Genomic DNA, 25904 nt, shown 5'->3' with positions numbered 1-25904 from the left:
GCTGTTAAAGCGGATATATCACATTGAGTAATTACATCTAAGTGAGCAGTGATTTTATCATTGCTCCAATCCCACCAAGCTATATCTAGCAGCGCATTTATTGTTTTATCGTCAAATATAAAAACCTACTTGAGGAAAACCCTCCATTGGTGAAGGATTATTGGGGTTTGGTCCGTTCATTGGGTTTTCTCTAATTAATTATGGACGTGTTACTTTTCAGCATACTTTTGTTTAATTGCTAAAATTTCTTCTTGAACTGCAAAAAAAGCATCCACTACTGCGGGGTCAAAGTGCTTCCCACTACCTTCTTTAATAATGGCAAATGTTTTTTCTTGTGAGAATGATTTTTTATAAGGACGCTTTGACGAGAGAGCATCAAATACATCAGCAATAGCAACTACGCGTGCTGCAATTGGAATTTCACTACCTTTTAAGCCATCAGGATAACCAGAGCCGTCCCACTTTTCATGATGTGAGCGGGCAATAATTTCACCGAGTTTAATAACCTCAGAATCAGAACCCGAAAGTATGCTAGCGCCTACAACGGTGTGCTGTTTCATTATTTCCCATTCTGCAGCATCTAATTGTCCTGCTTTTAGCAAAATATGGTCAGGTGTAGAAATCTTTCCGAGATCGTGCATCGACGCTGAAAATAAAATATTTTCAACTGTTCCCTCATCTAACCCTACACTGCGTGCAACGGCCTCAGAATACAAACTCATGCGTTGAATGTGCGCACCCGTTTCTTCATCTTTGTATTCAGCAGCTTTGGTTAGTCTATTAATTGTTTCTAGTGATGCGGCTTTAATGCTTAGCATTGCTTGCTTTAATGATTCAGTTCTTTGAGCAACTTCAGCTTCTAATTGTTTCTGATAATTTGTTCTTAAATCGTTATAGTCTTTAATCTTAAGAAGGGACTTAACGCGCGATAATAGCTCGTTTTTATCTACAGGCTTTGTAATAAAATCATCGCAACCAGCATCAATCCCTTTAACTCGCTCTTTTGTCTCTCTTAAAGCAGTAATAAGGACGATAGGTAATAGCTTTAATAGGGCGTCTTCTCTAACACGGCGTGTTACTTCAAAACCGTTCATACCGGGCATCATTATATCAAGTAAAATAAGGTCTACAGGTTGTTGTGCTAAGATATCTAATGCTTGTTGCCCGCCAGTCGCTGTTACTGTTTTATATCCCTTGGGTTCAAGATAAGCTTGCATGAGTTCAATATTTTGAAGGTTGTCATCTACAACCAAAATTAAAGGGCTATCTTTCATTAACTGTTCCTGTGTATCAAGGTTTAAATAATTGTAGTCATTACTTTATATATAAACTTATTTGTTGAGCAAACGTGCGTGTATCTATAGGTTTAGAAATATACGCACTGTTAGGTATACACAGTAATTGGTCTATATCTGCGGGTAAAACAGAAGCGGTAACAAAAACAATAGGAATATCTGCCGTTTCTTTTTCATCACGCAAAATTTTTGCAACTTCTGTTCCAGACATATCTGGGAGTTGGACATCTAATATAATAATTTTTGGAGTTTCACGCTTTATTGTTAAAAGCGCATCTCTTGCATTCATAGCAGTGAATACTTCAAAATTTGCCATGAGTAAAAGATCTTCCTCTAGCAATAGGTTATTCGCATTATCATCAACTATAACTATTTTGGTTTTCATTATGCTTTACCACAGACTTTTGTTTAATTGGCAAAGTTATACGAACCGATGTGCCTTTATTAACACCTTCAGATTCAATAACAAACTCGCCTCCATGCAACTTTACTAGACTTTTTGCGATTGGCAGCCCAAGTCCTGTACCTTCTGTTAATCTAGAATAGGGGGTTTCTATACGGAAAAAACCTTCAAATATTTTTTCCATATTTTCAGCAGCAATACCTATACCCGTATCCCAAATTATTATTTCTATTTCTGTATCAGTATGTCGTGTTTTAACGCCAATTTGACCCTCATCGGGTGTAAACTTCACTGCATTTGAAAGCAAATTATAAAGTATCTGTTTAACCTTAAGGGAGTCAGCTTCAATTGGTGGCAAGTCATCAGCAATATCAAGACACATATTCAATTTTTTCTGGTTAGCTGTATCTGCTGTAAGCCCTGTAATTTCGTGCAATACTTGGCGTATCGGCAAATGAGAGATGGTGAGACTCATTTTGCCTGCTTCAATCTTTGCCATATCCAGTATTTCATTAATAAGTAACAGTAAATGTTTGCCGCTCACCAATACATTTTTAACATACTGTTTTTGTTTGTCATTTAAAGTGCCAAATGTTTCATCGTAGAGCACCTCAGAAAAACCATTTATAGAATTAAGTGGGGTTCTCAGTTCATGCGACATATTTGCTAAAAACTCTGATTTAACTCGAGCAGCACTTTCCAAGTCACTCGTTAGCACTTCTAGCTCTTTATTCGCTTTTACGAGTCCTTCTTGAATCGCGTTACGTTCAGTAATGTCCTCGATAGACAATAAAATAATACGATCTTTTGACTGAGTACGTTTAATTTGCCTTGCGTTGAGCAGCATTGTACGCCAACCAATTGTTTTAAAATTGTGCTCAACTTTATAATCATCAAAACTCGTTTTTTGAGGCAATATGGTTTCTAATAATTCACGAAGCTTAGGAATGTTCCATTGATTATTACCAAGGTTGTATATTAGTTTCCCGACAGTGTCTTTATGGTTAGCGCGAAAAAATTCATAAAATGAGCGGCTTGCTGTAACTACTCTTAAATGTTGGTCTAAAACAATCAGTGGTTCTCGAACCGTGTTTACAATACTTTCGGAGTATTCTAAGAGTTCTTTCTTGGTACTTATTTTATTCACTATCTAGATCCTTTGTACCATTAAGGGCTGAACAACTTTATAAACGTTTAAAGGATAATTAAGTTCAGCAATGCTTGAATATAGCTTTATTTTTATAATATGTTCGCTAAAAGCAATGCTTAATAATGTGTTTTAATGTTTGTGTGTGGTTTTAACTAATATAAAAGGCGTAACCTGATAAGTGATATCTGAGAGGAACTATTTAACATTAATCTTTGTTCAGTAAACAGCAACAGCTGATTAATAGCAAGAGGTTCATAATTTAACCTGCATATTATTGTTGTTTATTGACTATAGTGAGTTTTTTAAAGGTAAAAAGTATTAGTTTTAAGCGAGATAGGGTTTTAACGGGGAACGTATTTAAACTGAATTTTGGGTCTAAATAGTAAGTATTGATGTAGGTATTAATGTTTAAATTAATGCCTACATCAATATTTTAATCAGTCTATAGATTTATAAACCGCTAATGGGTGCGAGGTACTTAGTGATACATGCACTTCGTCGCCAGGGTTTACAACAACTTCATGGCTTACTCGGCTAGTTACAACCGTAGAGCACGCAAGTTTTACAGCACACAAGCGGCTGCCACCTTCAAAACGTACCCAAATTACTTCGCCGTTATTGCCAACACTGCTTTGTACAAGTAACACATCGTCTGGTCGAAGTAGTACATCAACGTCGCCACTTTCACAGTCAACGCCATGAGCGGGCGCATTACCAATTGAGGTAGTGGCTTGTCCTTGGCTAAATTGGCCGCTAATAAAGCTGGCTTCACCTAAAAAACGTGCTACAAAGCGATTGTTTGGGGTACTAAAGCAGCGCTCAGGTGTATCGATTTGCTGAATTTTACCGCCTTTAAGCACACCAACACGATCGCCAACTGAGAGTGCTTCTTCTTGGTCGTGTGTTACCCAAATCGCCGGTACGCCAGCGGCTTTAAGTGCGTTTCTAATGTCCCAACGAAGCATGTCTTTAAGGGCGGCATCTAAGTTTGAAAGCGGCTCATCAAGCAATACAAAATCAGGTTGGTGGGCAAGGGTGCGCGCAAGTGCAACACGTTGCTTTTGTCCGCCAGAAAGCGTTGCTGGTTTTTTATCTCTAAAATCGTTCAGTCCAAGTAGGTTTATCCAATACTCAGCAGGGGCTGTATCTTTTAATCTAAAGCAAATGTTTTGCTGTACGGTTAAGTGCGGAAATAACGCAAAATCTTGAAACACCATACCTACACTGCGTTTTTCAGGAGGTAGTGTTAATTTGGGTGTAGCGCGCCATTTACCCGTGTTTATTTCGCCTTCGCTAATAGGTATAAGGCCAGCAAGGGCTTGTAAAATTGTACTTTTACCACAACCTGTTGGCCCTACAAGCATAAGGATTTCGTTTTCACCCAGCGATAAGTTTAAATCGCTTACTACGCGGTTACTGCCATAATCTATAGACAACTGACTTACAGATAGCATTGTTTCTTAAATCCTTAATGTTCAAACTGGTTGCGTTTTTCGCCAGACATCATAATAGCTAACCCGCAGGCAGATATCACTACTAACAATAATCCAGGAATAGCAGCGCGACCAAAATAGCCCGCTTCGTATACACGCCATAAATATGTAGAGAGGGTTTCAAACCCTGTTGGGCCAAGTAATAGCGTGGCTTCGAGTTCGCGCATTGACTCTAAAAACACCAGTGCTGCACCGGCAATAATACCGCGCATTGTTAAAGGCAGTGTTATACGAGTAAATACTTCACGTGGGCTTGCCCCTAATACGCGCGCAGACTTTACTAAGCTTGGGTCTAAGTGTTCGGTGCTTGTTCTAACAGAGCCCACAGCAAGTGGTAAAAATCGCAGCATATAAGCAATAATAAGCAATCCCAGTGTTTGATATAAAAACGGTAACTGCAAACCACCGTAAACAAGCGCTGTGCCCATTACTATACCCGGAATACCAAAACCAAAGTAAGTAACACGCTCCATTATACGACCCGCTTTTCCACTCAGTGCGGCATGTGCAACGGGGATCGCAACGATAACGGCTACAATTGCCGCAATACCCGATGCATACGTAGAGTTCCACGCAATATTAAAATCAAATGAGCTAAAACCATCACGAGCTAACCAAAGCGAAAATATAGCCAAAGGCAAGCCAATAGCGAGCAGTAAAACAGGTGCAAACGTAATAAATATTGCACTTAACTGTAGTTTGCTTGGGAATAAAATTAACGGGCGACCTTGGCGCTCAGGGGCTGTTTTTATTTGTGATTCAACTAAAAGTAAAAAGCCAACAATAACCATCAGTTGAAGCGAAAGCATGGCTGCGCGCCCTAACGCAAAAGCGTTGTATTCAACGTAAATTACGCGGGTAAACGTATCTAAACGCATCATTGCGGGCGTGCCAAAGTCTGATAATGTATAAAGGGCGACTAACAAAGAGCCTGCTGCAATACCGTTAACTACGCGCGGTAATATAACTTTAAATATACTTTTCGTCATCGACATACCCAGCGTTCGTGCAGCATTAACCATGCTTGCATCAAGGCTTAGTAGGGATGAGCGAGTTGTCATCATTACAAACGGGAAAGTATAAAGCGTCATCACAATTGCAGCGCCTGTTAGGCCATACATTGATGGTGTTTCTATTCCTGTTAAGGTGTTTATTTCGCCACCGGGGCCAAAAGCAGCATAAAGTGTAAACGCGCCAATATAACTGGGGATTGCCAGCGGCGCCGCAAATACAACTAGCCAGAGTTTTTTAAATGGCAAATGCACATACGCGCTAATAAACGCCAGTGGCACACCAATTAAAATAGATCCGAGTACCGTCAAACCCATTAACGATAACGTGTTGCCTAAAATTTGCAGATTGTGGGTGTCAAATACTGAGCTTGCATCGCTTGCAAGCACTATTAATACATAAACAGGGGTAAGCACAACAAGCGCTGCAAGCAGCGCCATTGGATAAGAGGCAGGTATTCTCATTACAATACGCCGCTGCTACGCATCAAATCTATAGTAGGGCGTAAATCAGCAAGCTGTGTTAAATCTACTTTAGGTGGAGAAATATTAGCAAGTGATGGTAGACCCTCAGGTTGGGTAATACCATTTACTAACGGAATTTCGTACGCTTCACTGGCTAAGTAACCTTGTACTTCTTTACTAAGTAAGTAACGCATAAAGTTAGTAGCAAGCGGATCGTCGTTAAGGGCTAATACACCCGATGCATTAACTAAACAGCCCGCATCATTTTGTGTAAATGCTAAATCAAGCTTGGCATCAGGCTTGCCTGATTTTAAACGCAATGTGTAATAGTGATTAGCAAAACCAATATCAACTTCACCGCGCTCAACGCCCATAACAACACCTAATTCGCCAGCGTATGTTTTAGCACGTTTTTTAATCTTTTTAAGCCACTTAGCGGTTTTGTCGTCGCCTTCTAAAATTCGCATTGCGGTTACAAATGATTGAAAAGAAGCGTAGGCGGGTGCCCAGCCAATACTTAAATCGCTGTCGGCAATTTCCATAATACTTGTTGGAATTTGATCTTTGGTCAAACGCGACGTGTTATATGGCAATGTACGAATACGGCCAGTTACTGGAGCCCACTCTTTATATCTAAATTGTGGTTGTAACTGAGCAGATAAATCACTTGGGATAGGTTGTGCAAGGCCTGCATCGGTTACTAAACCAATCGCGCCTGAATCAACCGCCCAAAATAAATCAGCGCGGCGAACGCCGGCTTTAGCTTCTGCAACAATCGTATTTGCTAAAGCAGCAGTAGGACCTCGGCGTATACCGAGTTTAAAGTCTGGATTTTTTTTCTGGATTGCTTGCAATACGTTTTCATACAAACCACCTTCGCCTCGGCCTAAATAAAGAGTTAACTCGCCTTTAAGCTTTGGTAAATCATCAACAGAAACTGGGTTTGCTATATCAGCGGCTAGCGCACGAGAAAGAGGCAGTGGCAATGAGCCAGCCACCCCTAACGCAGCTAGGCCTTGAATAAAGGTCCTACGCTTCACTTAAAATACATCCTTACGGGCTTTTTCGGCTTTTTCTATTAAAACCTTAGCGCGGTCTAATTTTGTTTGCATATCACTGATCACATCGCGTACTTCATCGACGCTTTTGCTGTTTTTAATTGCTAGTGGCAGTGTTACGTTAAAGTCTTTTTCCAGCACTTCAACTAGGTTAGCGTCTTGCTCAATAAGTGTACCTTCAACGCCTTCAAACAGGTGTAGATAAGTATCGTGAACAATTTCAGTTGCTTCGTCTTGTAAACGCTCAGCAAATTTAGCTACTACACGGTCTAATTTGTGCTTAATTTCATCAATTGTGGCACTTTGTGTCATTTCTTTTGTAGCGGTAGCTTTTACAGTGTCTAACAAGCCTTTTTGCTGGAATTTTGCAGCAAGCTTAACAGCCCCAAGGCCTTGCCACAAGGCTATGTTCATCGCTTTTTGTTGTTTACGAACTTCCTCAGCAGGCTGTTTATTATCAATGGCCATTTTTACGCCATAAAGACCCTGCCAAATAGAAGCGTATACCGGTACGAAGTTAGTTTCTATTGCGCTGTGAAACTTAACTGATTCCCAATATTCAATTAAATCATCAGTTTTTACAGCTTTTGCGCCTTTAGTGTCGTAGTCGCTTACCATGGTATCAACTTTGCCTACCATCCATTCTACTTCTTCTGCGTAACTTTTAAGGTTAGCTTGAAGATGATTAACATGCTCGCCAATAGGGCCGTTAGCTAATACTGGTTGAGCCATAAACGCCGAGGCTAGTAAAAGGCTTGCACCTAAAGTTTTGGCTGGTTTAAATAGTAATTTCATAGCAAAGAAGTCCAAAAAGGTAATTGTAAATGATAGACATTATCATATAGCTAATAGTTAACGAGATCAATAACCACAAACTCGCTTAATAGATAAAAACACTAAATGTAGCGGTAGGTTACAGAAAATAGCCCTATAAACTGTATTAGGATTAGTTATTGAGACCGGCTATTAAGCGTAATGCTTGCCTTTAATGGCATTGTAAATGGCATCACACAGTGTTTTTATACTGGTGTCGTCACTTATATACGGTGGCATAAGGTAAATTAGTTTACCGAATGGACGTATCCATACGCCTTGCTCTACAAAATAAGCCTGAATTTTAGCAACATCAACATTGCCAGCAGCCTCGTTTAGCTCAACAACACCAATAGCACCTAAGGTACGTACATTGGCAACCGCATCTAGTTCACTGCATTTATTAAGTTGTTGTAGTTGGGTATTTATTTGCTTTATTCGTTGTTGCCAGTTTTGCTCAAGTAATAAATCAATACTTGCGCAGGCCGCAGCACAGGCAAGCGGGTTGCCCATAAACGTAGGGCCGTGCATTAAAACACCTGCTTCACCTTCGCTTATGCCAATGGCTATTTTATCACTTGTTATAGTGGCCGATAGCGTCATTGATCCGCCAGTTAATGCTTTACCAATACACATTATATCGGGCTCTATATTGGCGTGCTCTACAGCAAATAATTTACCTGTACGGCCAAAGCCAGTGGCTATTTCGTCGCAAATTAGCAGTACATTATATTGGGTGCACAATTTACGAACGCAGGCTAAATAATCGGGGTGATAAAAGTTCATCCCACCCGCGTTTTGTACAATAGGCTCAATGATAAAGGCGGCTACTTGGCTGTGGTTTGCTTTAAAGTATTCTTCAAGCTCTTTGTCTTCAGCTTGGTTAAACTCGCCCCCAAATTGACTAACCGGTGCAGGTACAAAAACGTGTTCAGGTAAAAAGCCTGAATATAAACTATGCATTGAGTTAACGGGGTCGCATACGCTCATGGCTGCAAAGGTGTCGCCATGGTAGCCCTTGTAAGGCGTCATTAATTTTTGTTTTGTTGTAATGCCTTGGCTTAACCAATACTGCAGCGCCATTTTTATTGCTACTTCAACACTTACCGATCCGCTGTCGGCTAAAAACACTTTAGTTAAACTCGGCGGCGTTATATTTACTATTTTTTTGCAAAGCTCTACCGCGCTGTTATGTGTAATACCGCCAAACATAATGTGGCTCATATTATTAATTTGCTCAATCATGGCGTTATTTATAACAGGGTGGTTATAGCCATGTATTGCGCTCCACCACGAGGCCATGCCATCGATTAATTGCTCGCCAGTTTCAAGGTGAATAATGTTGTGATTTGCATGTGTAACGGGATATACCGGAATTGGCTTAGTCATCGATGTATATGGATGCCAAATGTGCTCACGATCAAAATCAAGGTCAATCGCATTCTTTTTAATCATATGTAAACTTTAACTTGGTGGGCTTCGTTGACAATGGTACTTCAACTCGTAGACTAAGCCAATATCACCGCTGAGAAAAAATAAGAGAGTATTATGGAACTTGCACCTGTTCGTCACGATTGGACCCACGCTGAAGTTAAAGCATTATTTGAAATGCCATTTAACGATTTACTTTTTAAAGCCGCATCGGTTCACCGTGCTAACTTTAACCCAAATGAAGTGCAAATTTCTACTTTGTTATCAATTAAAACAGGCGCTTGCCCAGAAGACTGTAAGTACTGCCCGCAGTCTGGCCATTACCGAACCGATTTAGAACGCGAACGCTTAATAGAAGTAGAAAAAGTAGTAGAGCAAGCACGCCTTGCAAAACAAAAAGGTGCGACGCGTTTTTGTATGGGGGCTGCATGGTCAGATCCAAAAGACAGAGACATGCCATACATTTCGCAAATGGTTAAAGAAGTAAAAGAGCTAGGGCTAGAAACCTGTATGACGCTGGGTAAACTCACAAACGAAAAAGCTCATGAACTTCGAGACGCTGGGCTTGATTACTATAATCATAACCTTGACACGTCACCTGAGTATTACGAGCAAATTATATCAACCCGTACTTTTCAAGATAGATTAAATACCATTGACCACGTACGCGATGCTGGTATGAAAGTATGCTCAGGCGGAATAGTCGGTATGGGCGAGCAAGCAAGCGACCGTTATGGGTTACTGATGCAGCTAGCTAATTTGCCACAACAGCCAGAAAGCGTGCCTATTAATATGCTCGTTAAAGTTAAAGGCACACCGCTTGAAAACGCAGACGATTTAGATCATTTTGAATTTATACGTACCATAGCAACAGCGCGCATTATGATGCCACACAGTTATGTGCGTTTATCGGCAGGGCGTAACGCCATGAACGAGCAAATGCAGTCAATGTGCTTTTTTGCAGGCGCTAACTCAATATTTTATGGCGACAAACTTCTTACCACCGAAAACCCAGACGCTGATGCCGATATGAACCTAATTAAAAAATTAGGCATGAACCCAGAAAAGCGTCACGACTATTCAGACGAAGCAGTAGAAGCTTCGCTTTCATCGCAAGTAGCCGACAAAGCAACCTCTGAATTGTTTTACGAAGCGTAGGCTTTTATATCTATGCCTTTTGATTTTATAAACACGCATCTGCAGGCTCGCCTGCAAGATGCGTTACTTCGTAAACGCCACGTAGTGCAACATGCAACAGCGCGTACTATAACGGTTAATAATAAAACCTATCTTAATTTTGCCAGTAACGATTACTTAGGCTTTGGAGATGTGGCTGTTAACCTTAATAACTCCCAAGCATTAGGCAGCCACAGCTCCGCATTAGTGACAGGTTATCAGGCGCAGCAAAAAGCGCTTGAACAATACTTATGCGAGCAATTTGGTTATGGCGCAGGGATGCTATTTAACTCAGGGTTTAGCGCTAATAGCAGCGTAATTAAGGCGTTGTTTCAAGATAAAGCCGCTGCACAAAACAGCGCTATTTTTCAAGATAAGTTAAATCATGCAAGCCTGATTGACGGTGCTCTGCATTGTAACGCGGCTTTAGTGCGTTTTAATCACAACGACATGAACCATTTACGCTCACGGCTCGAAAAATCAAAAGCGCAAAACAAGCTAATTATAAGCGAAGGCGTGTTTTCGATGGATGGCGATACCGCGCCTCTTAAAGAATTACTCGCACTTGCAAAACAGCACAACGCATGGCTAATGATTGACGACGCACACGGCTTTGGCGCATTAGGTAAAACAGGTTTGGGCAGTTGCGAAGCATTTATTACTCAAACGCTTCCAGATATATTAGTCATTACGTTTGGTAAAGCAGCGGCTAGTAGTGGTGCGTGTGTATTAGGCAGTAAACAGTTTATTGATTACATGCTGCAGTTTAATCGCGATTACACGTATTCAACCGCCATGTCACCGCTTATGGTAAGCCACACACTAGCGCGTATTAAAAGCATAAAAATAGCTGATGATAAACGCGATAAGCTTAATGCTAATATTGCGTTATTTAAGCAACTCGCTAAAACCCATAAGATTGCTGTAATGGAGTCAAACACAGCCATACAGCCCATTGTATTAGGCTGCGCTGAGCAAACGTTGCAAGCGGCAGATAAACTTAAACAACAGGGTATTTGGCTTACTGCAATTAGGCCGCCGACGGTTGCAAATAACACCTCACGTTTACGCATTACTTTAACCGCCGCACATACCGAGCAAGACATAACGCACTTAGTTAAGCATTTAGTAGGTGCAATAGCATGACTGCTCAGCCAGTATTAAAAACAGATCTAGTGCAAACACAACTTGTAAAACCGTGCCTAGTAAGTAGCGATTCAAATAAAGAATTAAATAAGGAGCCAAATCGAGAGCTAAACAAGGAGCTTAAAAAGTCTACACAAAGTAAATTTTCAAAGGCGGCAGCGCGTTATAACACCCATGCAAATGTACAAAAACATGCTGCGATCGATCTATTTTCACTCATAAAACTAGGTATTAATAAAAATAAGCTTTGTGTTGATTTAGGCGCAGGGCCACTTGTTAATACGCATACCTTACAAAGTATGTTTGCAAGCGTTATTGCCATGGATTTGAGCATAAACATGCTGCAAAGTAGTAATTTAACCACACCTAAAATATGTGCAGATATGGATAACTTACCGCTGCAAGCAAACAGTGTTGATGTTATTTACAGTAACTTTGCAGTGCAGTGGTCTGCTAATTTTTCGGCTTTAATGCAATCGCTTTACAGCATATTAAAACCAGGCGGGCAGGCGTACATAAGCACTGTGGTAGAGGGCTCACTTAACGAAATAAAAACAGCCTTTGCAGCGCTTGATTCTAACAGCCACATAAATACCTTTAATAGTGAGTTGCATATAAACCAATCAGTCCAAAAAGCAGGGTTTACTATTAACAGCGCTCAAAAACGTATTTACACCGATGAATACACAACACCTTTAAAAGCTATTGCCTCAATTAAAGCTATAGGTGCAACTACGCAAAATCATACCAATACACGTCAAGGGTTACTTACTAAATCGGCGCTACAAAAAGTATGCAATGCGTATCCGCTTATAAATAACAAAGCATGTGTGTCTTATCATGTGGTGCTGTTATCATTAGAAAAACACTAAATAAGCCCAAAGACATTAAAGGCAACGCATGAAAGAATTTTTTATAACAGGCACCGACACCGATGCCGGAAAAACTCACGTTACCAGCTTGCTACTCAAGCTACTTGCCCAACATAAAAAACACGCTATTGGCTATAAACCCCTTGCTGCTGGCTGCGAAATGGCGTTTGAGCAGCTAGTAAACGCCGATGCTCTAATACTAATGGAAAGTGCAACAGTCAGCGCTAAATACGACGTAGTAAATCCGTTTGCGTTTGCACCCCCTATTGCGCCGCACATAGCAGCGGAGAAAGTTGGGGTTAGTATTACTATTGATAAACTAAGTGATGCTTATAATGATGTAAAACAGCAGGGCGCTAATTACATACTTACCGAAGGTGCTGGTGGCTGGGCGTTACCTATTAACAATACGGAGTATTTATACGACTGGGTTAAAGCAGAGCAACTGCCGGTAATACTCGTTGTTGGTATGAAATTAGGTTGCTTAAATCATGCGTTACTAACCGCTGCGCATATGCAAAGTATGGGTATAAACTGCGTTGGCTGGATTGCAAACCAAGTCGATAAAAACATGGACGAGTATCAAGCAAACCTTGATTCACTTAAAGCACGTTTACCGTTCCCAATACTTGCTATAAGCCCATACAGCGAGCAAACTCCTAAGTTACAAATATACAAAAGCTTGCTTAGTGCATTATCTATAAACACTTAAGTGGTTTAAAAAGATTTACTTTTTTAGGTAAATCTTGAAATAGTCAGCCTTAGTACACATATAAACATTTATAAATACATAGCTTGCTTAAAGACAATGTTACTAAGTTACTAAGGACATAACGACTATATGACGCACCCATTTATTGAAAGCTACGCCCCAGATGCGCACGTAAGCGCCGAGCCAAAAGCACTAAACTATGGCTTACCTAAAAAACGCGTAGGCATAATAGGTGGGGGCACAGCTGGCGCCACAATAGCCATTAGACTTGCTGCGTTAGGGTTAGAAACTTATGTACTTGAAAAGAAAAAGTCGTTAATTGATGGCCCTCCAATGTGCCATTTGCATGCAGGTGGCAACTTATACCGTGAAATACCCGATGAAGACTGCATAGATTTACTCAAGCAATGTATAGACATTGCGCGCCTTTATCCTCACACCATCGATGTTCGTCCTACCGTATTTGCCGTACCTAAACGCGATGACGACTCACCCGAGGATTTATTTCCGCGTTTAAATAAATTAGTAAAAGCCTACAGCGAGCTTGTAGAGCAAGACAGCGCTAATAAAGTATTAGGCGAGCCAGAGCATTATTATCAGTTATATAGTTATGAGCAAATGCTAAAGCTTGCTAAGCAAAAACAAGTAGCGAAGCCCACGTCGTTAGATGAGTGGATGATACCCGTTGCTAAGCATTTAGATTTAGATAAGCTAAAGTTTCCGCTTATTGTTGCACAAGAATATGGTTGGAATATATTTCGTTTATCGGCCAGTGCACAACTCGCCCTTGCACAGTACAAACACGCTCACGTTTTAACAAGCACCAGTGTTAAAAGTGTATCGCCAGTTATAAATACCAATAATGATAAGCAAACACTTAAGTGGCGCATTGAATACCAATCAGAGCCAAGCCTTGATGAACAACCTGATACTCAAACCGATACACAAGTCGATACACAAACGATTGAGGTAGATTACCTTATTAATGCGTGTGGTTTTCAAACCGGTATTATTGACGACCTGGTTGGGGTAGATGTAAAACGCATGGTCGAATTTAAAGCCTCTTACATTACTCATTGGCAAGGTGCTGGTGGGCAAATACCCGAAATAATTATTTATGGTAACCGTGGTACGCCAGAAGGTATGGCGCAGCTGACGCCTTACCCTAACGGATATTTTCAAATACATGGAATGACTAACAACATTACATTGTTTAATGATGGGTTAGCTGATGCAACGCCAATGAGCGCACAACCTAAACTTCCCAATAAATACCTGCATTATATTAAAGATGGCTGGGATGAAGCAGCATTGCAAACACGTACCCAAACAGCAATTGATTATGTAGCCGAGTTTGTACCTGCGTTTAAAACTGCTAATAAACAAAATAATGCCTTGTTTGGCGGGCAACAAATCCCAGGGGATGACGACACTTTGCGCGTAGTCGATGTAAGTTTATATTCGCATATTAATTATGCGCGGGCCGAAAATGTTAAAGCATCGTCAACGTTAATAGCGGCAGATCAAATAGTGGGTGAGTTTATAAAATTGGGAATAATAAGCAGCGATCCTGCTGTAAATCATCACCGCAGTACCCACCAATGGTCGTACCTTAAACATAATAGCGGCGAAAAAATTGACGAAGTTGCACGCATATTGGCACACGAGCGTGGTTTTCCAATTGATATGGCAGAGCTAAATCACAGCTTGTAATAAGCTGATTTATAAAGAAACTTCAGTTTTAAAATTGCTGTAAAACTCTTCCTAAAAAAATTATCAATAAACACATAAATAACACTTGTGTTATGACATAGTTTGTCACAAAATAGCGCTAACGTTATGACATAGTGTGTCATAACGCAGTGATTGCTTTAACCTAATTTAATTTTATGTTCGGTGATCAAACCTATTTTTGTGAGGACAATATGAAACGTGTATTTTTGTTTTTATTAACTAACCTAGCGGTTATGTTGGTATTAGGTGTAGTGCTTTCAATAATCATGAGCGCGCTGGGCTTAAGCCATCGTAGCCTAGGCGGAATTTTACTTATAGCCACCGTATTTGGTTTTGGTGGATCGTTTATTTCGTTATTTATGTCGAAATGGATCGCTAAAAAATCAACAGGCGCGCATGTAATTACGCAGCCTCGAAACGAAACCGAACATTGGCTTGTACAAACGGTATCTGCGCAAGCACAAAAAGCAGGTATTAAAATGCCAGAAGTGGCTATTTACGACAGCCCAGAAATGAACGCGTTTGCAACCGGCCCAAGTAAAAACAACTCGTTAGTGGCAGTAAGCACAGGCTTAATGCACAACATGACCAAAGATCAAGCCGAAGCCGTACTTGCCCACGAAGTATCGCATATTGCTAACGGCGACATGGTAACGCTTACGCTAATACAAGGCGTGGTAAACACCTTTGTAATATTTGCCGCAAAAGTACTGGCAGGCATAGTAGATAACTTTATTAATAGCGATGAAGAAGAGGGTGGCAGTAGCTGGACATACTTCTTATTCGATATGTTATTCCAAGTATTATTTGGCGTGCTAGCAAGCATAGTAGTTGCAAGTTACAGCCGTAAGCGTGAGTTTGCAGCCGACAGCGGCGCAGCTAAATTAGTAGGTGCAGACAAAATGCGATCAGCGCTTGAGCGATTAAAGCAAAACCACCCATCGCAATTAGAAGGTTCAATGATGGCCTTTGGTATTGCAAGTGGCAAAGGTATGGCTGAGCTGTTTTCATCTCACCCACCGCTTGATGCGCGAATAGACGCACTTCGTAAGTAGCTATGTAAGTAACTATATAAATTAGTAAATATACTAAGCCAGCTTAACCGCTGGCTTTTTTATGTTTACGTTAAAATGCTAAAAACAAGCGCACTGTGTTTATATACAGTTATTTTTAATGGGTGCTAAAATCGTTACTTATTTAAGCTATTTGTATTTACGGATATTCTTTGCATGCGTACACTTAAACTCCTTAAAAGTCAGCACTGCTGCTGGTTTTAATACTTAACAAGGATGCTTATTGTAATGGTAGATATTCAGCAAACTAAAGAATGCATTATGTGTTTCAGCTCAATTGATTCTCGCGCTAAAAAATGCCCGCAATGCACCTCTCTTCAAGCTAAGTACTCTAACTTAGAAAATAATCCCATAATTATTGGTGCATTGGCCTTAAGTATTGTTGGTATTTTTGGGTTTGTTTTTTATCAAAATATTTATGTAGCAGGGCTTGAAGAACAAGCACAAAAAAACTTAACTGCTAATGTAAGCCAAATAAGCACTAAAAATGAAACAGATGGTTTGTATGTTGCGTGTATAGGGCAAATAAAAAATGAATCAGACTTTTCGTTTAAAAATATAAAGTTTAAAGTCGACTTTTTATCAGAGCAAAACGCACTAGTCGATACGCTATCAATAACCGACGAAGATCTAATAATAGCTAATGGCTTAACTAATTTTAGAGTAAGAGGCATAGCCCAAAAGTCTGCTACTAGTTACAACAAGTGCCAAGTGTTTATAACCGATGCTTGGGCTTATAAATAGAGACAAATTTTACGAGCAAAATAAAAAAACCAGCAAAAAAGCTGGTTTTTAATATAAACAAATCAGTTGTTACTGAGAAAGTATAATTTCGGTAATTCCCTCAGCAGAGAGTATTTCAATCCAATAGCCGTCAGGGTCTTTAATAAACGCAAGCCCTTTCATTGAGCCATCATCTGGCTTTTTAACAAACTCTACATCGTATTTTGCAAAGCGCTCACTAGCTTCGTAAACATCAGGCACGCTAATACCAATATGGCCAAAGCCTTTAGGTTCTTGATTGCCACTGTGGTAGCCCTCAAAACTGTCATCGTTTTCAGTGCCCCAGTTATGGGTTAACTCTATTAGCGCAGGGCGGCGAAACACCCATTCAGCTTTTGCTTTATCATCGCCTTCTGGAAGCTCTTGCTCGTAGCCTAAAAAGTAAAGCGTAAACTTCATACCAGGAAAGTCATACTTACCTAACAGCTTCATACCTAATACATTTTGGTAAAATTCTAAAGACGGCTTTGGATCTTTAATACGCAACATTGTTTGCTGCATTACATAGCCTTGTGTGGCTTGTTCAATTTGCTCTGGAGATTCGTTATAGCTAGACATGGCGATCCTTTCATAATAATAAAGCGAAAACATAGATATAGTATTTAATTTATCATAATCAACCGTACGATAAATTTAAACCACTGCTTAACATTTTAACCATTAATAATGGGTTTAAGCTCGTAAATGGTGTTTTATAAATAGCACATGTTATTTACTAAGCCATTTTCCTAGATTGATTAGGAATATGGATGATTTTTTACTTTTATAATTACTATTAAACTCTTTACAACTAGGACGTTGAGATACAAATATGACTTTATTAGATGAAAGTACAAAAGAATTTGGCAGCATGAGCGTATTACTTCATAACATCAATACAGCAAGTTATTGTATTGAATGGTTTAGTAAAATGACTGGAGCGTCAATTACCTTAGCAAGAATGGAAGCTGGCAAGTATTTAGTTACCCGAAAGTGGGCAGCAGGGCGAGAGCTAGACGATGTTACTAGTGACTTTAGCCGCGCTAACCAAGCCATTATTCATTTTTTGAATAATGTTGATATAGCTAAAATGAACGAACAAAGAGTTGCCGCAGCTAAACTTTATTGCATAAATTTATTTGTAAAAGCAGAAGGGTTAAGACCTGTTACTAACCCTAATTTACCAAAGCCAAGGCTGCAAGACGCTATAGGCAAAAAGGTGGTTGTAAAATCAACCTTAGGCAATTGCCAAATAGCGACCGGGTTATTGCTACAGCTGGTGGGCAACCAAGTTGAAATACAGGTAAACCCCGATGACGCATTTGATGATCAACCAAGGCAAAAGTTTTACACTAAGCAAGTATCAATTTGTTAAAGCGTTTAACGCCCAACACTTATAGGCAGTTTTACTTTAATGGTAAAGCCGCCTTGATCAGTAACCTTAAAGCTACCCCCTAGCGCAATAGCGCGCTCTTCCATAAATGCTAAACCATAGTGACCTGAATTTTCGGTCGGTTTTACTTTGCTTCCGTTATCACTAATTTCTAATTTTATAAACTGACTATCCGTTTTAATATTTATAATAAGATTGCCAGCATTACTGTGCTTAATACAATTGGTCACGGCTTCTTGGCAAATTCGGTAAATGGCAATTTCATGCTCTTTTGTCAGCGCATTATCTACATTAAAATTAACCTCGTAGCTAATATTTGCTTTGGTAAGTAAGCTTTTTAATCGCCCTTGGGTCATCGCATTTTGTAGCCCTAATTCGTCCAGTTCACGAGGGCGAAGGTAATGCATTAATTGATAAACAGAATCGTACATAGAGTTTGCATTGCTTTTTAACGTGGCCACAAACGATTGCGTTTTTTCATCACTAAGGTGCGACAAAATAGCCAAATCGGTTTTCAAAGCCGTTAAGTTTTGCCCAAGTTCGTCGTGTAACTCTTGTGACAGATGCTTTCGCTCGTTTTCTTGCACGCTCACCATTTTAGCTCCAAGAAGCGTGTTTTGCTCAAGCTGCTTTTTAAGCGCGCGGTTAATATTTTTTAATTCGGTATTTTTACGTTTAAGCTCTGTAATAGCCGCGCCTAAAACCATACTGGTAATCGCATTAGCTAAAATAAACAACTGGCTAATATAGGTATTGCTAGGCTCATGGGTAATACTTGCTTCAACTATTATTAGTGTATTGATAAGTGTAGCGCTAGTTACCGCGCCTAATACGCCAAAGCGATACGAAAACCAAATAATAGGTAATAACGATGCAAGGCGAAGCAATGGATAGGTATCAGGGCGTATCAGGTATACAAGCATCATAACAAGTAAAAGGGTAGCCAACGTAACCGTTAAATTAGTGATTTTAAGTAATGCAGGGCGCTTTAACGGAAGGTTTAAAGAATGAAAAAGCATAATAAACGGCGCAATTAATAACGAGCCAGTTATATCGCCAAGGCACATATTTAATTGATACTGTAATAGCTCTTTAGCAACCAATATGTTTGTAAATTCAAACGCACTGGAAAACAAAAACCACTTTATTGAGGTGCTCGCAACACACAATAAAATTAACGAAAGTATACCTAAACTATTATTAATACTCGGCAGCCAGCGGCTATGTTTAAATGCATACACAAGGGCAAAAAAGCAAAGTTCCTGCCAAAAACCATGCAGTAAATTAAACTCCCAAGCGCCGGTCATTGTATACCCTAAGTGAGCAGCCAAAGCACGAGACGATACCCACAAAGTAATCCAATAACGAGTTGGCGAAAGTAAATAAAAAGCAATTTTTATCCCTGCGGGAATAAATATAGCGCTACTTTCGGGCACGGTTTCTAAATTAGCTCCAACCCAAAAAGCAGCAATACAGGCAATAAAATAAATTACGCCAACTACAAACTGCTTTGTAATTTCTTTAACGGTCGCTGTAATAGTAAAGTTAAAGGCGGGCAGTGTACTAGGTAAGTTCATCTAGCTTTATTACTCCCGCATCAATAGCTATTTTTAACAGCTCAAACGAGGTTGTAACATTAAGCTTGCTGTAAATGTTTGCCTTATGCACGTGCGCTGTTTTAGGCATTATTTCTAATTTTTGCGCTATTTGCTTTGCATTAAAGCCCTTTGCTAACAGCGGTAAAGCTTCAAGCTCGCGGTTAGTTAAAATAGTTAATGCTAAGTTTGGTGTATTTAAAGCAAAGTTTACGTCTTCACTTATGTAGCGTTTACCTAATGCAACCGATTTAACGGCATCAATTAACTCCTCCGACGCAGAACGTTTAGACACATAACCAAGCGCACCTAGTCGTAGTGCATTACTTACATAAGGTTCGTAATCGTGCATAGAGGCAACAATAGTTTTAATTTCAGGGAAATTTTCGTTAAGGTAGGTTAAAAATGTAAGGCCGGTTTCTGATTCATTAAGTGATATATCAACAATAAATATATCGGGTTGTTCAAGCTCAACAGCCAGTTTTGCTTGGCTAACGTTGCAGGCTTCTATTATTACTTCCCAGTCTGCTTGTAGCTCTAATAGCTTTTTAAAACTGTCGCGTACTAATTGATGATCTTCAATTATTCCAATGTGCATGTATTTCTCCCTTTAAATTTATTATACATTGAAATACATAACCATCAGCCAAAAAATTTATTAAATTTAATTACCTAGCAAAAATGTACACTGTAAAAATTAAAGGAGCAATAACGCTCAGTATTTATATATTTAAACGGAGGCACTATGAAAACTCTAAACATTATTTTTGGACTCGCATTACTTTTTACTATTACAAATGCTAACGCAGTAGAGTGGCTAATTTCAGTCAAAAGTCCATTAAGTGCAAAAGCCACTATGGATAAGTTTGAGAATTTGGCAAAACAAAAAGGGCTAAATATATTTGCACGAATAGATCACGCAGCCGGTGCTAAAAAAGTAGATAAGGAGCTTAACCCAACAGAAGTACTTATTTTTGGTAATCCTAAAGGCGGCACACCACTTATGCAGTGCGCACAAACAATAGGTATTGATTTACCACTAAAAGCATTGGTATGGGAAGACGCACAATCGCAAGTGTGGTTAAGTTACAACGATCCTACTTATATAGTTGCGCGCCATAATGTACCAAACTGTTTAGTTGCTACAAAATTAAGTAAAGTATTAAACACACTCGCAACCGCAACTGTTAAGCAGTAAATTAACGCACGTAAATAAGGATTATTTTGAAAACAATTTTAGTTTTTTTATGCTTGGCTTTACAGGCTTTTATAATACTGTCGCTAATTAGTTTTTTTACAGGTATTTATAATGCCTATATAGCATTTTCTGGTGGCGATCCTAAATTAATCGCAGGGCATATTTCATCTGGTATAGTAATTTCGTTAATACAAATGATACCAGCGTTGGTTGGCTATTTTATAAGTTACATGTTGATTAAAAATAAACGTGTAAACGATTTTGCATTGCTTAAACCTGCTTTAAAGTTTTTTGCCTATCTATGGCTTTTATTCATCCCCATTGGTACTGTTTTAGGTGCGAAATTATTAACTAAATTAAACAAGGGTTAGATTTAATAGCGGCATTATATAAAGGAGCCATTATGTTTTACAATGACATGCAGGGGTTATTACGCGTACTTATAATTGGTGTGCTGGGTTATGTAGCACTGGTGTTTTGGTTACGTGTATCGGGTAAACGTACGCTTTCAAAGTGGAATGTGTTCGACTTTGTAGTCACCATTGCGCTGGGCTCTATATTAGCGTCTGTTATTATTTCAAAAAGCGTCCCGTTAGCTGAAGGTATACTTGCCTTTATTGTACTAATAGGGCTGCAATACGCTATTACCTGGTTTAGTGTGCGCTCGTCAAAATTTGCAGCGCTTGTAAAAGCAAACCCCACGTTATTATTAAGTAATGGCGAGTATTGTGATTCAGCTCTTAAATCGCAACGGGTAACAAAGTCAGAAATTCGCGCTGCAGTGCGAGGCGCAGGTATTATTGCAATAGAAGAGGTAGCCGCAGTTGTGCTCGAAACAGACGGCAGCTTTAGCGTAATGCCACACAATAACAGTGGCTCTAAAACCGCGTTAAGCGATGTAGTGTGAGTATTAAAGATCAGTAAAAGAGAAGACAGGCTTTATTGCCTAGCAGATTCAAGCCTGTCTTATATAACTATTTTAGCTATTTAGCCGGTTCTAATAAACTAAACGTAGGCAAGCGCCATTTAAAGCGTATTGATGCCATACGTATTAAGTATCCCGCAACTAGGCTTACAATAATGCTTATGTTGTCGTCAATATTGTAATGGTGCAGCGCTAAATATAAGCACGCTACAATTAACGCCACGCTAGCATACAGCTCGTTGTGCAATACCAACGGTGCTTGACGACATATTAAATCACGCAATAAGCCACCAAATACGCCAGTAACAATGGCTGCCACAACACAAATACCATAGTGCAAGCCCATATTAAGCCCCACTTGGCAGCCAATAATGCTAAATGCAGCTAAACCGAGGGCATCTAAGCGCATAAATATGCCTTTAAATTTAACCACCCATTTAGCCAGCCACGTAGTCACAATGCCTGCAATACAAGTAATTAATAAATACTCTGGGTGCTGTACCCACGTAAGCGGGTAATTGCCTAGTAATATATCTCGTACGCTGCCACCGCCAATTGCCGTTGCACTGGCTACTAGCACTACGCCAAACCAGTCCATTTTCATTCGTCCTGCGCTAAGTGCGCCAGTCATGGCTTCTGCTGTAATACCGATAATATAAACAATCGTTAATAGCATGAGATAATCACTTGAAATATGTGCGTAAAAATAAAGGAGTGATTGTATAGATAAATGAGCTAAAAAACGAATGAGAAATCGTACTAAAAAAGCTTAATTCAGATAGAAATAACTAATGACAAAATACAGTGTAAACAGCCTGTTAAGTCACTGTAGAGCTGAGGGTTAATTATTAAAATTTAAAGGACATTTGTCCGTTAGCCATAAAATAAAGCTGGTTGATTTTTTACTTGGTTTTAGTCCTATGAGCATTTTTAGAGCACTAGTTTTAGCGCTTTAATTAATAGCTAAATTTAATAGTTAAGTTTAATTATTAAGCTTAATAGATAGAGCGTGAAATTAACGCAATATGAATAAATAGTTGCATGGTTTTAATTTAGGAACGTATAATAACAAGTGTTAACTAAATGAAACTAGCGTAAAACGCAGTTTAAGCATTACAGGTTATTAAGGCACACATATGCACAAAGGATTGTTAAAGTCGTGGAAAACAGACAAAGGTTTTGGTTTTATTAAATCAGACATCCTAGAACACGACACGTTTATACACATATCAGCGCTCAAACACATGAGCCGCAAGCCTAAAGTTGGCGACACTATTTATTTTGAGGTTGCAACACAGCCCGACGGTAAAACAAAAGCAATTAACTGTCGCATAGAAGGCGTTACAGAGCTAAAAGCACCTTACCAAAAACACACACAACAGCCGTACCGTATGGCTAAATCTAATTTTGCCAGTAGCTTTTTAGGTAAAGTTGCCTCAATAGCGCTAATTGCTGCACTTTGCTTTTATGCGATTAATAAATACAACGCTCACTCAAGCAACCAAACTCCCATTCTCTTAAATGACGATTTAGCCACCAATGATGATTTAGCCACCTTTGATGAAAAGTACCCAGAAGTCGTTATTCCAAAAAGCACGCAAAATTTTACGTGTGATGGCAGGCAATATTGTACTGAAATGCGCTCACGCGAAGAGGCGGTATTTTTTATTAATAACTGCCCGGATACAAAAATGGATGGCGATAGGGATGGTGACCCTTGTGAGAGGGATACACGGTTTTAAAGGGTAGGGCTATAAAGCTTTTAGCTTTAAAAAAATAGAATTAATTAATTGCTGTGTATAAATACAGTTATGTAAGTTTTGTCCCATAACATTATTAAAAGTCGTTTTGGGGTTAAATTACAAAGGTCATTGAATAACTCTTGTAGTTAGTTGTTACTAACAGAGTTATTTAGTGTAAGTATCGAACAACGTAATATACACCGTTTTGGGGTGTTATAACCCCCCAAAGTGGGGTTCAATAAGCTGTTAGCACTACAAGGAAGTATGGAGTATGCCTGAACGTTTAGAACTAACTAAGAATGCTCAATTCTATGTACCTATAACGGAAATTGAGGATTCAATTGTAAATAACATACTGGACTCTGCTGTGGATAATATGGATAGCGGAGCTGAATATGTTGTTGATTTATTCAGAGAAGATAAAGTTGTTGAAGAACTAGAATTGAACTACAAGTGCTCAATCCGAGTTTTTCCTTCTGTGCGACCAGTATATTTCATTGATGAAGAATTAGAAGATAGAGTTTATGCTTTTATCATATTGATTGAGTATGAAAACTATTTAGCAGTATTTAAAAAAAGTTGTGCTAATACATCTGAGTTCCTAAAAGAGCATTTTAGGTTAGTCGATAGTAGGGAGCTAACAGCTACATTTGATGATAATGATGTTGAATTTCAAAAAATAGCATTAAGAAATATGACTGTTTCAGATCGAGCAATGAGAGCTCGCTCTTATGAAGCCGCAGACCTTAAAGGCTTACTTTCGACCCATTCTGCGGGTAGATCAATTCCGTTCTACTTAAAGTTGAGGCAAGGGGCTATTACCAAAACTATTTCCGGAACGGGTCGATTAGTGGAGTCATCAGAACGTAAATCTTTAGATGATATTGCTATATGGGTTAAAGACCAGGTTGAATTAATTGAAAACCCTTCTAATGGAAATAACTTCCTCGATTCATTTGCAAAAAAAGTTGAGTTAACTGAAGTTTTAGATGTATGTGAGCCTAGTGCATTGTTAGTGGAAAGCACTCCTCTATATGAAAGAATTGAAAAAGATGGCTTAGTCTTGAAATATAAATCATCTAAAAACGGTAATGTAGACGCGTCCACAAAATTATTGAACAGATTATTTTCGTTACTTGAGAAAGTGTACGAGCTCAATTCAGAATGTAAAGTTATAGGAAGAGAGTCTTGTACAAGGCTTCGTAAAAATGCAAAGAGTTTAACTTTGACATCCAAAATATTGACAAAATTTAGAGTTATTGAAAACGGTAAAGAAGTCACGTTACAAAAATTTATTGTAAAAAATGGATACTACAGTGTTACCTTTACCGACCCTAAGTATATGTACTTTATGGGCTCTTGTTTTGAAGACTCCTCTGGAATTTCCGAGATAAATAGCATTTTAGAAATATTTCATCCTAAAATCGAAATTCAGTCTGTCACGTCAGAGAAAGGTAGTTTCTCTAATACGATTACAAGCTTTGATGCAGATTCAATGTTTGGTGTTATTGAGGACTTACATCAAAACGATGACTTCATATTATGTGATGATTTAGGAATTGAATGGGCAGACCATATTACTTTTAATAGAGCTGATTCGAGTATTAGTTTTATACATTCAAAACATGGTGGCGCAAGTACTTCGGCTAGTAATCTTCACGATGTCGTGGGGCAAGGGATTAAAAATCTAGGGAATATGTATTTTACTAAAGCTCAAATGGTTGATCGTATAAATGATAAATTTTCCAATACATATAATAATAATGGGTTTAATACTCAAATAACAAGAGTCAGAAAAGGAAATCCAGCTACAGCCGAAGTTTTTCTTGAAGGATTACTTAAAGATTATAAGTTACATAGAAAATGTATTCTAAGTTGTTCTTTTTTATCTAAAGCTGCCGTTACTACTGAATTTTCAAAAATCCAGCGAGGTGAAAGTGTTTCTGGTCATGTAATTCAGTTACTTTGGATAATATCTTCGTTTGCACACGCGGTTAAAGATATGAATGCAATACCAATTATATACTGTGCCAATTAGTAGTGCTAACAAGTACATTAAATCGGAACAAAAACAGCGGGCTATGTTTCGTTCCTCAACAAAGTTTAGCCCACTATTTTAGTCCGCTTATGTGGGCGTTGAGGCTGTAGAATAACTCATTTTTAAGAAAAACAGCCTGTTTTATGGGTTCCAAATGCATTACCTAATGCTTTAAAAACGCTTAGAGTTAATTACAGGAACTCGTTTTTTAATTGAATTTGGCTGGTGGAGTTATTCTACAGCCTCGTTAGGTGCTAGTGTTCACCATTAGCACTGCAAGTACTTTAACTAAGAGGTTTTAATGAAGAAACTCTATTTATTGGATAGAAATGCAATAGCTGAAATAAAAAAAAGTGCAGATGGTGTTAAAGCAGATCCAAATAAATTAAAGAAGCTAAAACAGAATTAACAAGACACCCA

Annotated in this window: 25 protein-coding genes; 13 read left to right on the top strand and 12 right to left on the bottom strand. The window is 39.0% G+C overall.

From position 1 onward, the window contains the following. Window positions 1-209: 209 nt before the first annotated feature. The 8 genes from GQR52_RS12525 to bioA all read right to left on the bottom strand — a co-directional run bounded on the left by GQR52_RS12525 (window position 210) and on the right by bioA (window position 9142). Window positions 210-1274: an HD domain-containing phosphohydrolase gene (locus tag GQR52_RS12525; protein ID WP_165728680.1), complete on the bottom strand. Its 1065-nt coding sequence runs from the start codon at window positions 1272-1274 to the stop codon at window positions 210-212. 40 nt (window positions 1275-1314) lie between these two features. Continuing rightward, complete coding sequence (locus GQR52_RS12520; RefSeq protein WP_010552738.1) at window positions 1315-1680, bottom strand: response regulator; 366 nt, start codon at window positions 1678-1680, stop codon at window positions 1315-1317. Further along, the gene (locus tag GQR52_RS20695; protein ID WP_010552739.1) at window positions 1655-2845 is read right to left on the bottom strand and encodes a PAS domain-containing sensor histidine kinase; all 1191 of its coding nucleotides are present in this window, start codon (window positions 2843-2845) and stop codon (window positions 1655-1657) included. Before GQR52_RS20695 ends, GQR52_RS12520 begins: the two co-directional genes overlap by 26 nt. A gap of 440 nt (window positions 2846-3285) precedes the next feature. Continuing rightward, on the bottom strand, window positions 3286-4302 hold the full coding sequence (locus GQR52_RS12510) for an ABC transporter ATP-binding protein (protein ID WP_165728679.1): 1017 nt from the start codon (window positions 4300-4302) through the stop codon (window positions 3286-3288). Between the two features lie 14 nt (window positions 4303-4316). Then, window positions 4317-5816 (bottom strand): iron ABC transporter permease, encoded by a 1500-nt coding sequence (locus GQR52_RS12505; protein WP_165728678.1) that lies wholly within the window; start codon window positions 5814-5816, stop codon window positions 4317-4319. Continuing rightward, window positions 5816-6856 carry an extracellular solute-binding protein gene (locus GQR52_RS12500; RefSeq protein ID WP_165728677.1) on the bottom strand — a complete coding sequence of 347 codons (1041 nt, stop codon included), beginning with the start codon at window positions 6854-6856 and terminating at the stop codon, window positions 5816-5818. Before GQR52_RS12500 ends, GQR52_RS12505 begins: the two co-directional genes overlap by 1 nt. Then, a complete protein-coding gene (locus GQR52_RS12495) occupies window positions 6857-7669 on the bottom strand; it encodes a hypothetical protein (protein WP_007586790.1) in 813 nt (270 codons plus the stop codon). Window positions 7670-7840: 171 nt separating this feature from the next. Next, on the bottom strand, window positions 7841-9142 hold the full coding sequence (gene bioA / locus GQR52_RS12490; protein ID WP_165728676.1) for an adenosylmethionine--8-amino-7-oxononanoate transaminase: 1302 nt from the start codon (window positions 9140-9142) through the stop codon (window positions 7841-7843). A gap of 93 nt (window positions 9143-9235) precedes the next feature. Here bioA and bioB point away from each other — a divergent pair, with 93 nt between their 5' ends. From bioB to GQR52_RS12455, 7 genes are all read left to right on the top strand, one after another. Further along, window positions 9236-10276, top strand: a complete 1041-nt coding sequence (bioB, locus tag GQR52_RS12485; protein WP_024593493.1) for a biotin synthase BioB — start codon at window positions 9236-9238, stop codon at window positions 10274-10276. Window positions 10277-10288: 12 nt separating this feature from the next. Beyond that, the gene (locus GQR52_RS12480; protein WP_165728675.1) at window positions 10289-11440 is read left to right on the top strand and encodes an 8-amino-7-oxononanoate synthase; all 1152 of its coding nucleotides are present in this window, start codon (window positions 10289-10291) and stop codon (window positions 11438-11440) included. Further along, the gene (locus GQR52_RS12475; protein WP_165728674.1) at window positions 11437-12312 is read left to right on the top strand and encodes a methyltransferase domain-containing protein; all 876 of its coding nucleotides are present in this window, start codon (window positions 11437-11439) and stop codon (window positions 12310-12312) included. Before GQR52_RS12480 ends, GQR52_RS12475 begins: the two co-directional genes overlap by 4 nt. A gap of 28 nt (window positions 12313-12340) precedes the next feature. Then, on the top strand, window positions 12341-13024 hold the full coding sequence (bioD, locus tag GQR52_RS12470) for a dethiobiotin synthase (RefSeq protein WP_165728673.1): 684 nt from the start codon (window positions 12341-12343) through the stop codon (window positions 13022-13024). Window positions 13025-13153: 129 nt separating this feature from the next. Then, on the top strand, window positions 13154-14737 hold the full coding sequence (locus tag GQR52_RS12465; RefSeq protein ID WP_165728672.1) for an FAD-dependent oxidoreductase: 1584 nt from the start codon (window positions 13154-13156) through the stop codon (window positions 14735-14737). 212 nt (window positions 14738-14949) lie between these two features. After that, window positions 14950-15813, top strand: a complete 864-nt coding sequence (gene htpX, locus GQR52_RS12460; RefSeq protein WP_007586783.1) for a protease HtpX — start codon at window positions 14950-14952, stop codon at window positions 15811-15813. Between the two features lie 246 nt (window positions 15814-16059). Then, window positions 16060-16575 carry a hypothetical protein gene (locus GQR52_RS12455; RefSeq protein WP_165728671.1) on the top strand — a complete coding sequence of 172 codons (516 nt, stop codon included), beginning with the start codon at window positions 16060-16062 and terminating at the stop codon, window positions 16573-16575. A gap of 69 nt (window positions 16576-16644) precedes the next feature. Here the strand turns inward: GQR52_RS12455 and gloA are convergent, their stop codons facing one another. After that, complete coding sequence (gloA, locus tag GQR52_RS12450; RefSeq protein ID WP_165728670.1) at window positions 16645-17172, bottom strand: lactoylglutathione lyase; 528 nt, start codon at window positions 17170-17172, stop codon at window positions 16645-16647. 253 nt (window positions 17173-17425) lie between these two features. Here gloA and GQR52_RS12445 point away from each other — a divergent pair, with 253 nt between their 5' ends. Beyond that, on the top strand, window positions 17426-17968 hold the full coding sequence (locus GQR52_RS12445; protein ID WP_165728669.1) for a hypothetical protein: 543 nt from the start codon (window positions 17426-17428) through the stop codon (window positions 17966-17968). Between the two features lie 5 nt (window positions 17969-17973). Here the strand turns inward: GQR52_RS12445 and GQR52_RS12440 are convergent, their stop codons facing one another. Beyond that, on the bottom strand, window positions 17974-19563 hold the full coding sequence (locus GQR52_RS12440; protein WP_165728668.1) for an MASE1 domain-containing protein: 1590 nt from the start codon (window positions 19561-19563) through the stop codon (window positions 17974-17976). Further along, on the bottom strand, window positions 19550-20179 hold the full coding sequence (locus tag GQR52_RS12435; protein ID WP_165728667.1) for a response regulator transcription factor: 630 nt from the start codon (window positions 20177-20179) through the stop codon (window positions 19550-19552). The genes GQR52_RS12440 and GQR52_RS12435 overlap by 14 nt, the downstream gene beginning before the upstream one ends. 147 nt (window positions 20180-20326) lie before the next feature. Between GQR52_RS12435 and GQR52_RS12430 the strand changes: the two genes are divergently transcribed. From GQR52_RS12430 to GQR52_RS12420, 3 genes are read left to right on the top strand one after another with little or no spacing between them, the layout of a single operon-like run. Continuing rightward, a complete protein-coding gene (locus GQR52_RS12430; RefSeq protein WP_165728666.1) occupies window positions 20327-20779 on the top strand; it encodes a DUF302 domain-containing protein in 453 nt (150 codons plus the stop codon). Between the two features lie 26 nt (window positions 20780-20805). Continuing rightward, complete coding sequence (locus GQR52_RS12425; protein ID WP_165728665.1) at window positions 20806-21150, top strand: hypothetical protein; 345 nt, start codon at window positions 20806-20808, stop codon at window positions 21148-21150. A gap of 32 nt (window positions 21151-21182) precedes the next feature. After that, window positions 21183-21686 (top strand): YetF domain-containing protein, encoded by a 504-nt coding sequence (locus tag GQR52_RS12420; RefSeq protein WP_165728664.1) that lies wholly within the window; start codon window positions 21183-21185, stop codon window positions 21684-21686. A 76-nt stretch (window positions 21687-21762) separates the two neighbouring features. On the opposite strand, the gene GQR52_RS12415 is transcribed toward GQR52_RS12420, so the two are convergent. Beyond that, window positions 21763-22380 (bottom strand): trimeric intracellular cation channel family protein, encoded by a 618-nt coding sequence (locus GQR52_RS12415; RefSeq protein ID WP_165728663.1) that lies wholly within the window; start codon window positions 22378-22380, stop codon window positions 21763-21765. Between the two features lie 460 nt (window positions 22381-22840). On the opposite strand from GQR52_RS12415, the gene GQR52_RS12410 reads away from it, so the two are divergent. Next, complete coding sequence (locus GQR52_RS12410; RefSeq protein ID WP_165728662.1) at window positions 22841-23446, top strand: cold shock domain-containing protein; 606 nt, start codon at window positions 22841-22843, stop codon at window positions 23444-23446. Between the two features lie 271 nt (window positions 23447-23717). After that, window positions 23718-25484: a hypothetical protein gene (locus GQR52_RS12405; RefSeq protein WP_165728661.1), complete on the top strand. Its 1767-nt coding sequence runs from the start codon at window positions 23718-23720 to the stop codon at window positions 25482-25484. Window positions 25485-25904: the final 420 nt, after the last annotated feature.

It is taken from the genome of Pseudoalteromonas sp. 31A1 (assembly GCF_011378815.1).
In the GTDB taxonomy this organism is placed as follows: Bacteria; Pseudomonadota; Gammaproteobacteria; order Enterobacterales; family Alteromonadaceae; genus Pseudoalteromonas; species Pseudoalteromonas arctica.
This window is presented reverse-complemented; position numbering and strand designations above follow the sequence as displayed.

Excerpts from the sequence above, each read along its gene's own strand:
- GQR52_RS12455 (WP_165728671.1), top strand. The coding sequence starts at position 16,060 with ATGGTAGATATTCAGCAAACTAAAGAATGCATTATGTGTTTCAGCTCA.
- GQR52_RS12445 (WP_165728669.1), top strand. The coding sequence starts at position 17,426 with ATGACTTTATTAGATGAAAGTACAAAAGAATTTGGCAGCATGAGCGTA.
- GQR52_RS12465 (WP_165728672.1), top strand. The coding sequence starts at position 13,154 with ATGACGCACCCATTTATTGAAAGCTACGCCCCAGATGCGCACGTAAGC.
- GQR52_RS12510 (WP_165728679.1), bottom strand. The coding sequence starts at position 4,302 with ATGCTATCTGTAAGTCAGTTGTCTATAGATTATGGCAGTAACCGCGTA.
- GQR52_RS12495 (WP_007586790.1), bottom strand. The coding sequence starts at position 7,669 with ATGAAATTACTATTTAAACCAGCCAAAACTTTAGGTGCAAGCCTTTTA.
- GQR52_RS12410 (WP_165728662.1), top strand. The coding sequence starts at position 22,841 with ATGCACAAAGGATTGTTAAAGTCGTGGAAAACAGACAAAGGTTTTGGT.
- gloA (WP_165728670.1), bottom strand. The coding sequence starts at position 17,172 with ATGTCTAGCTATAACGAATCTCCAGAGCAAATTGAACAAGCCACACAA.
- GQR52_RS12420 (WP_165728664.1), top strand. The coding sequence starts at position 21,183 with ATGTTTTACAATGACATGCAGGGGTTATTACGCGTACTTATAATTGGT.
- GQR52_RS12430 (WP_165728666.1), top strand. The coding sequence starts at position 20,327 with ATGAAAACTCTAAACATTATTTTTGGACTCGCATTACTTTTTACTATT.
- bioA (WP_165728676.1), bottom strand. The coding sequence starts at position 9,142 with ATGATTAAAAAGAATGCGATTGACCTTGATTTTGATCGTGAGCACATT.
- GQR52_RS12435 (WP_165728667.1), bottom strand. The coding sequence starts at position 20,179 with ATGCACATTGGAATAATTGAAGATCATCAATTAGTACGCGACAGTTTT.
- GQR52_RS12525 (WP_165728680.1), bottom strand. The coding sequence starts at position 1,274 with ATGAAAGATAGCCCTTTAATTTTGGTTGTAGATGACAACCTTCAAAAT.
- GQR52_RS12505 (WP_165728678.1), bottom strand. The coding sequence starts at position 5,816 with ATGAGAATACCTGCCTCTTATCCAATGGCGCTGCTTGCAGCGCTTGTT.
- GQR52_RS12440 (WP_165728668.1), bottom strand. The coding sequence starts at position 19,563 with ATGAACTTACCTAGTACACTGCCCGCCTTTAACTTTACTATTACAGCG.
- GQR52_RS12480 (WP_165728675.1), top strand. The coding sequence starts at position 10,289 with ATGCCTTTTGATTTTATAAACACGCATCTGCAGGCTCGCCTGCAAGAT.
- GQR52_RS12415 (WP_165728663.1), bottom strand. The coding sequence starts at position 22,380 with ATGCTATTAACGATTGTTTATATTATCGGTATTACAGCAGAAGCCATG.
- GQR52_RS12475 (WP_165728674.1), top strand. The coding sequence starts at position 11,437 with ATGACTGCTCAGCCAGTATTAAAAACAGATCTAGTGCAAACACAACTT.
- htpX (WP_007586783.1), top strand. The coding sequence starts at position 14,950 with ATGAAACGTGTATTTTTGTTTTTATTAACTAACCTAGCGGTTATGTTG.
- GQR52_RS12520 (WP_010552738.1), bottom strand. The coding sequence starts at position 1,680 with ATGAAAACCAAAATAGTTATAGTTGATGATAATGCGAATAACCTATTG.
- bioB (WP_024593493.1), top strand. The coding sequence starts at position 9,236 with ATGGAACTTGCACCTGTTCGTCACGATTGGACCCACGCTGAAGTTAAA.
- GQR52_RS12405 (WP_165728661.1), top strand. The coding sequence starts at position 23,718 with ATGCCTGAACGTTTAGAACTAACTAAGAATGCTCAATTCTATGTACCT.
- bioD (WP_165728673.1), top strand. The coding sequence starts at position 12,341 with ATGAAAGAATTTTTTATAACAGGCACCGACACCGATGCCGGAAAAACT.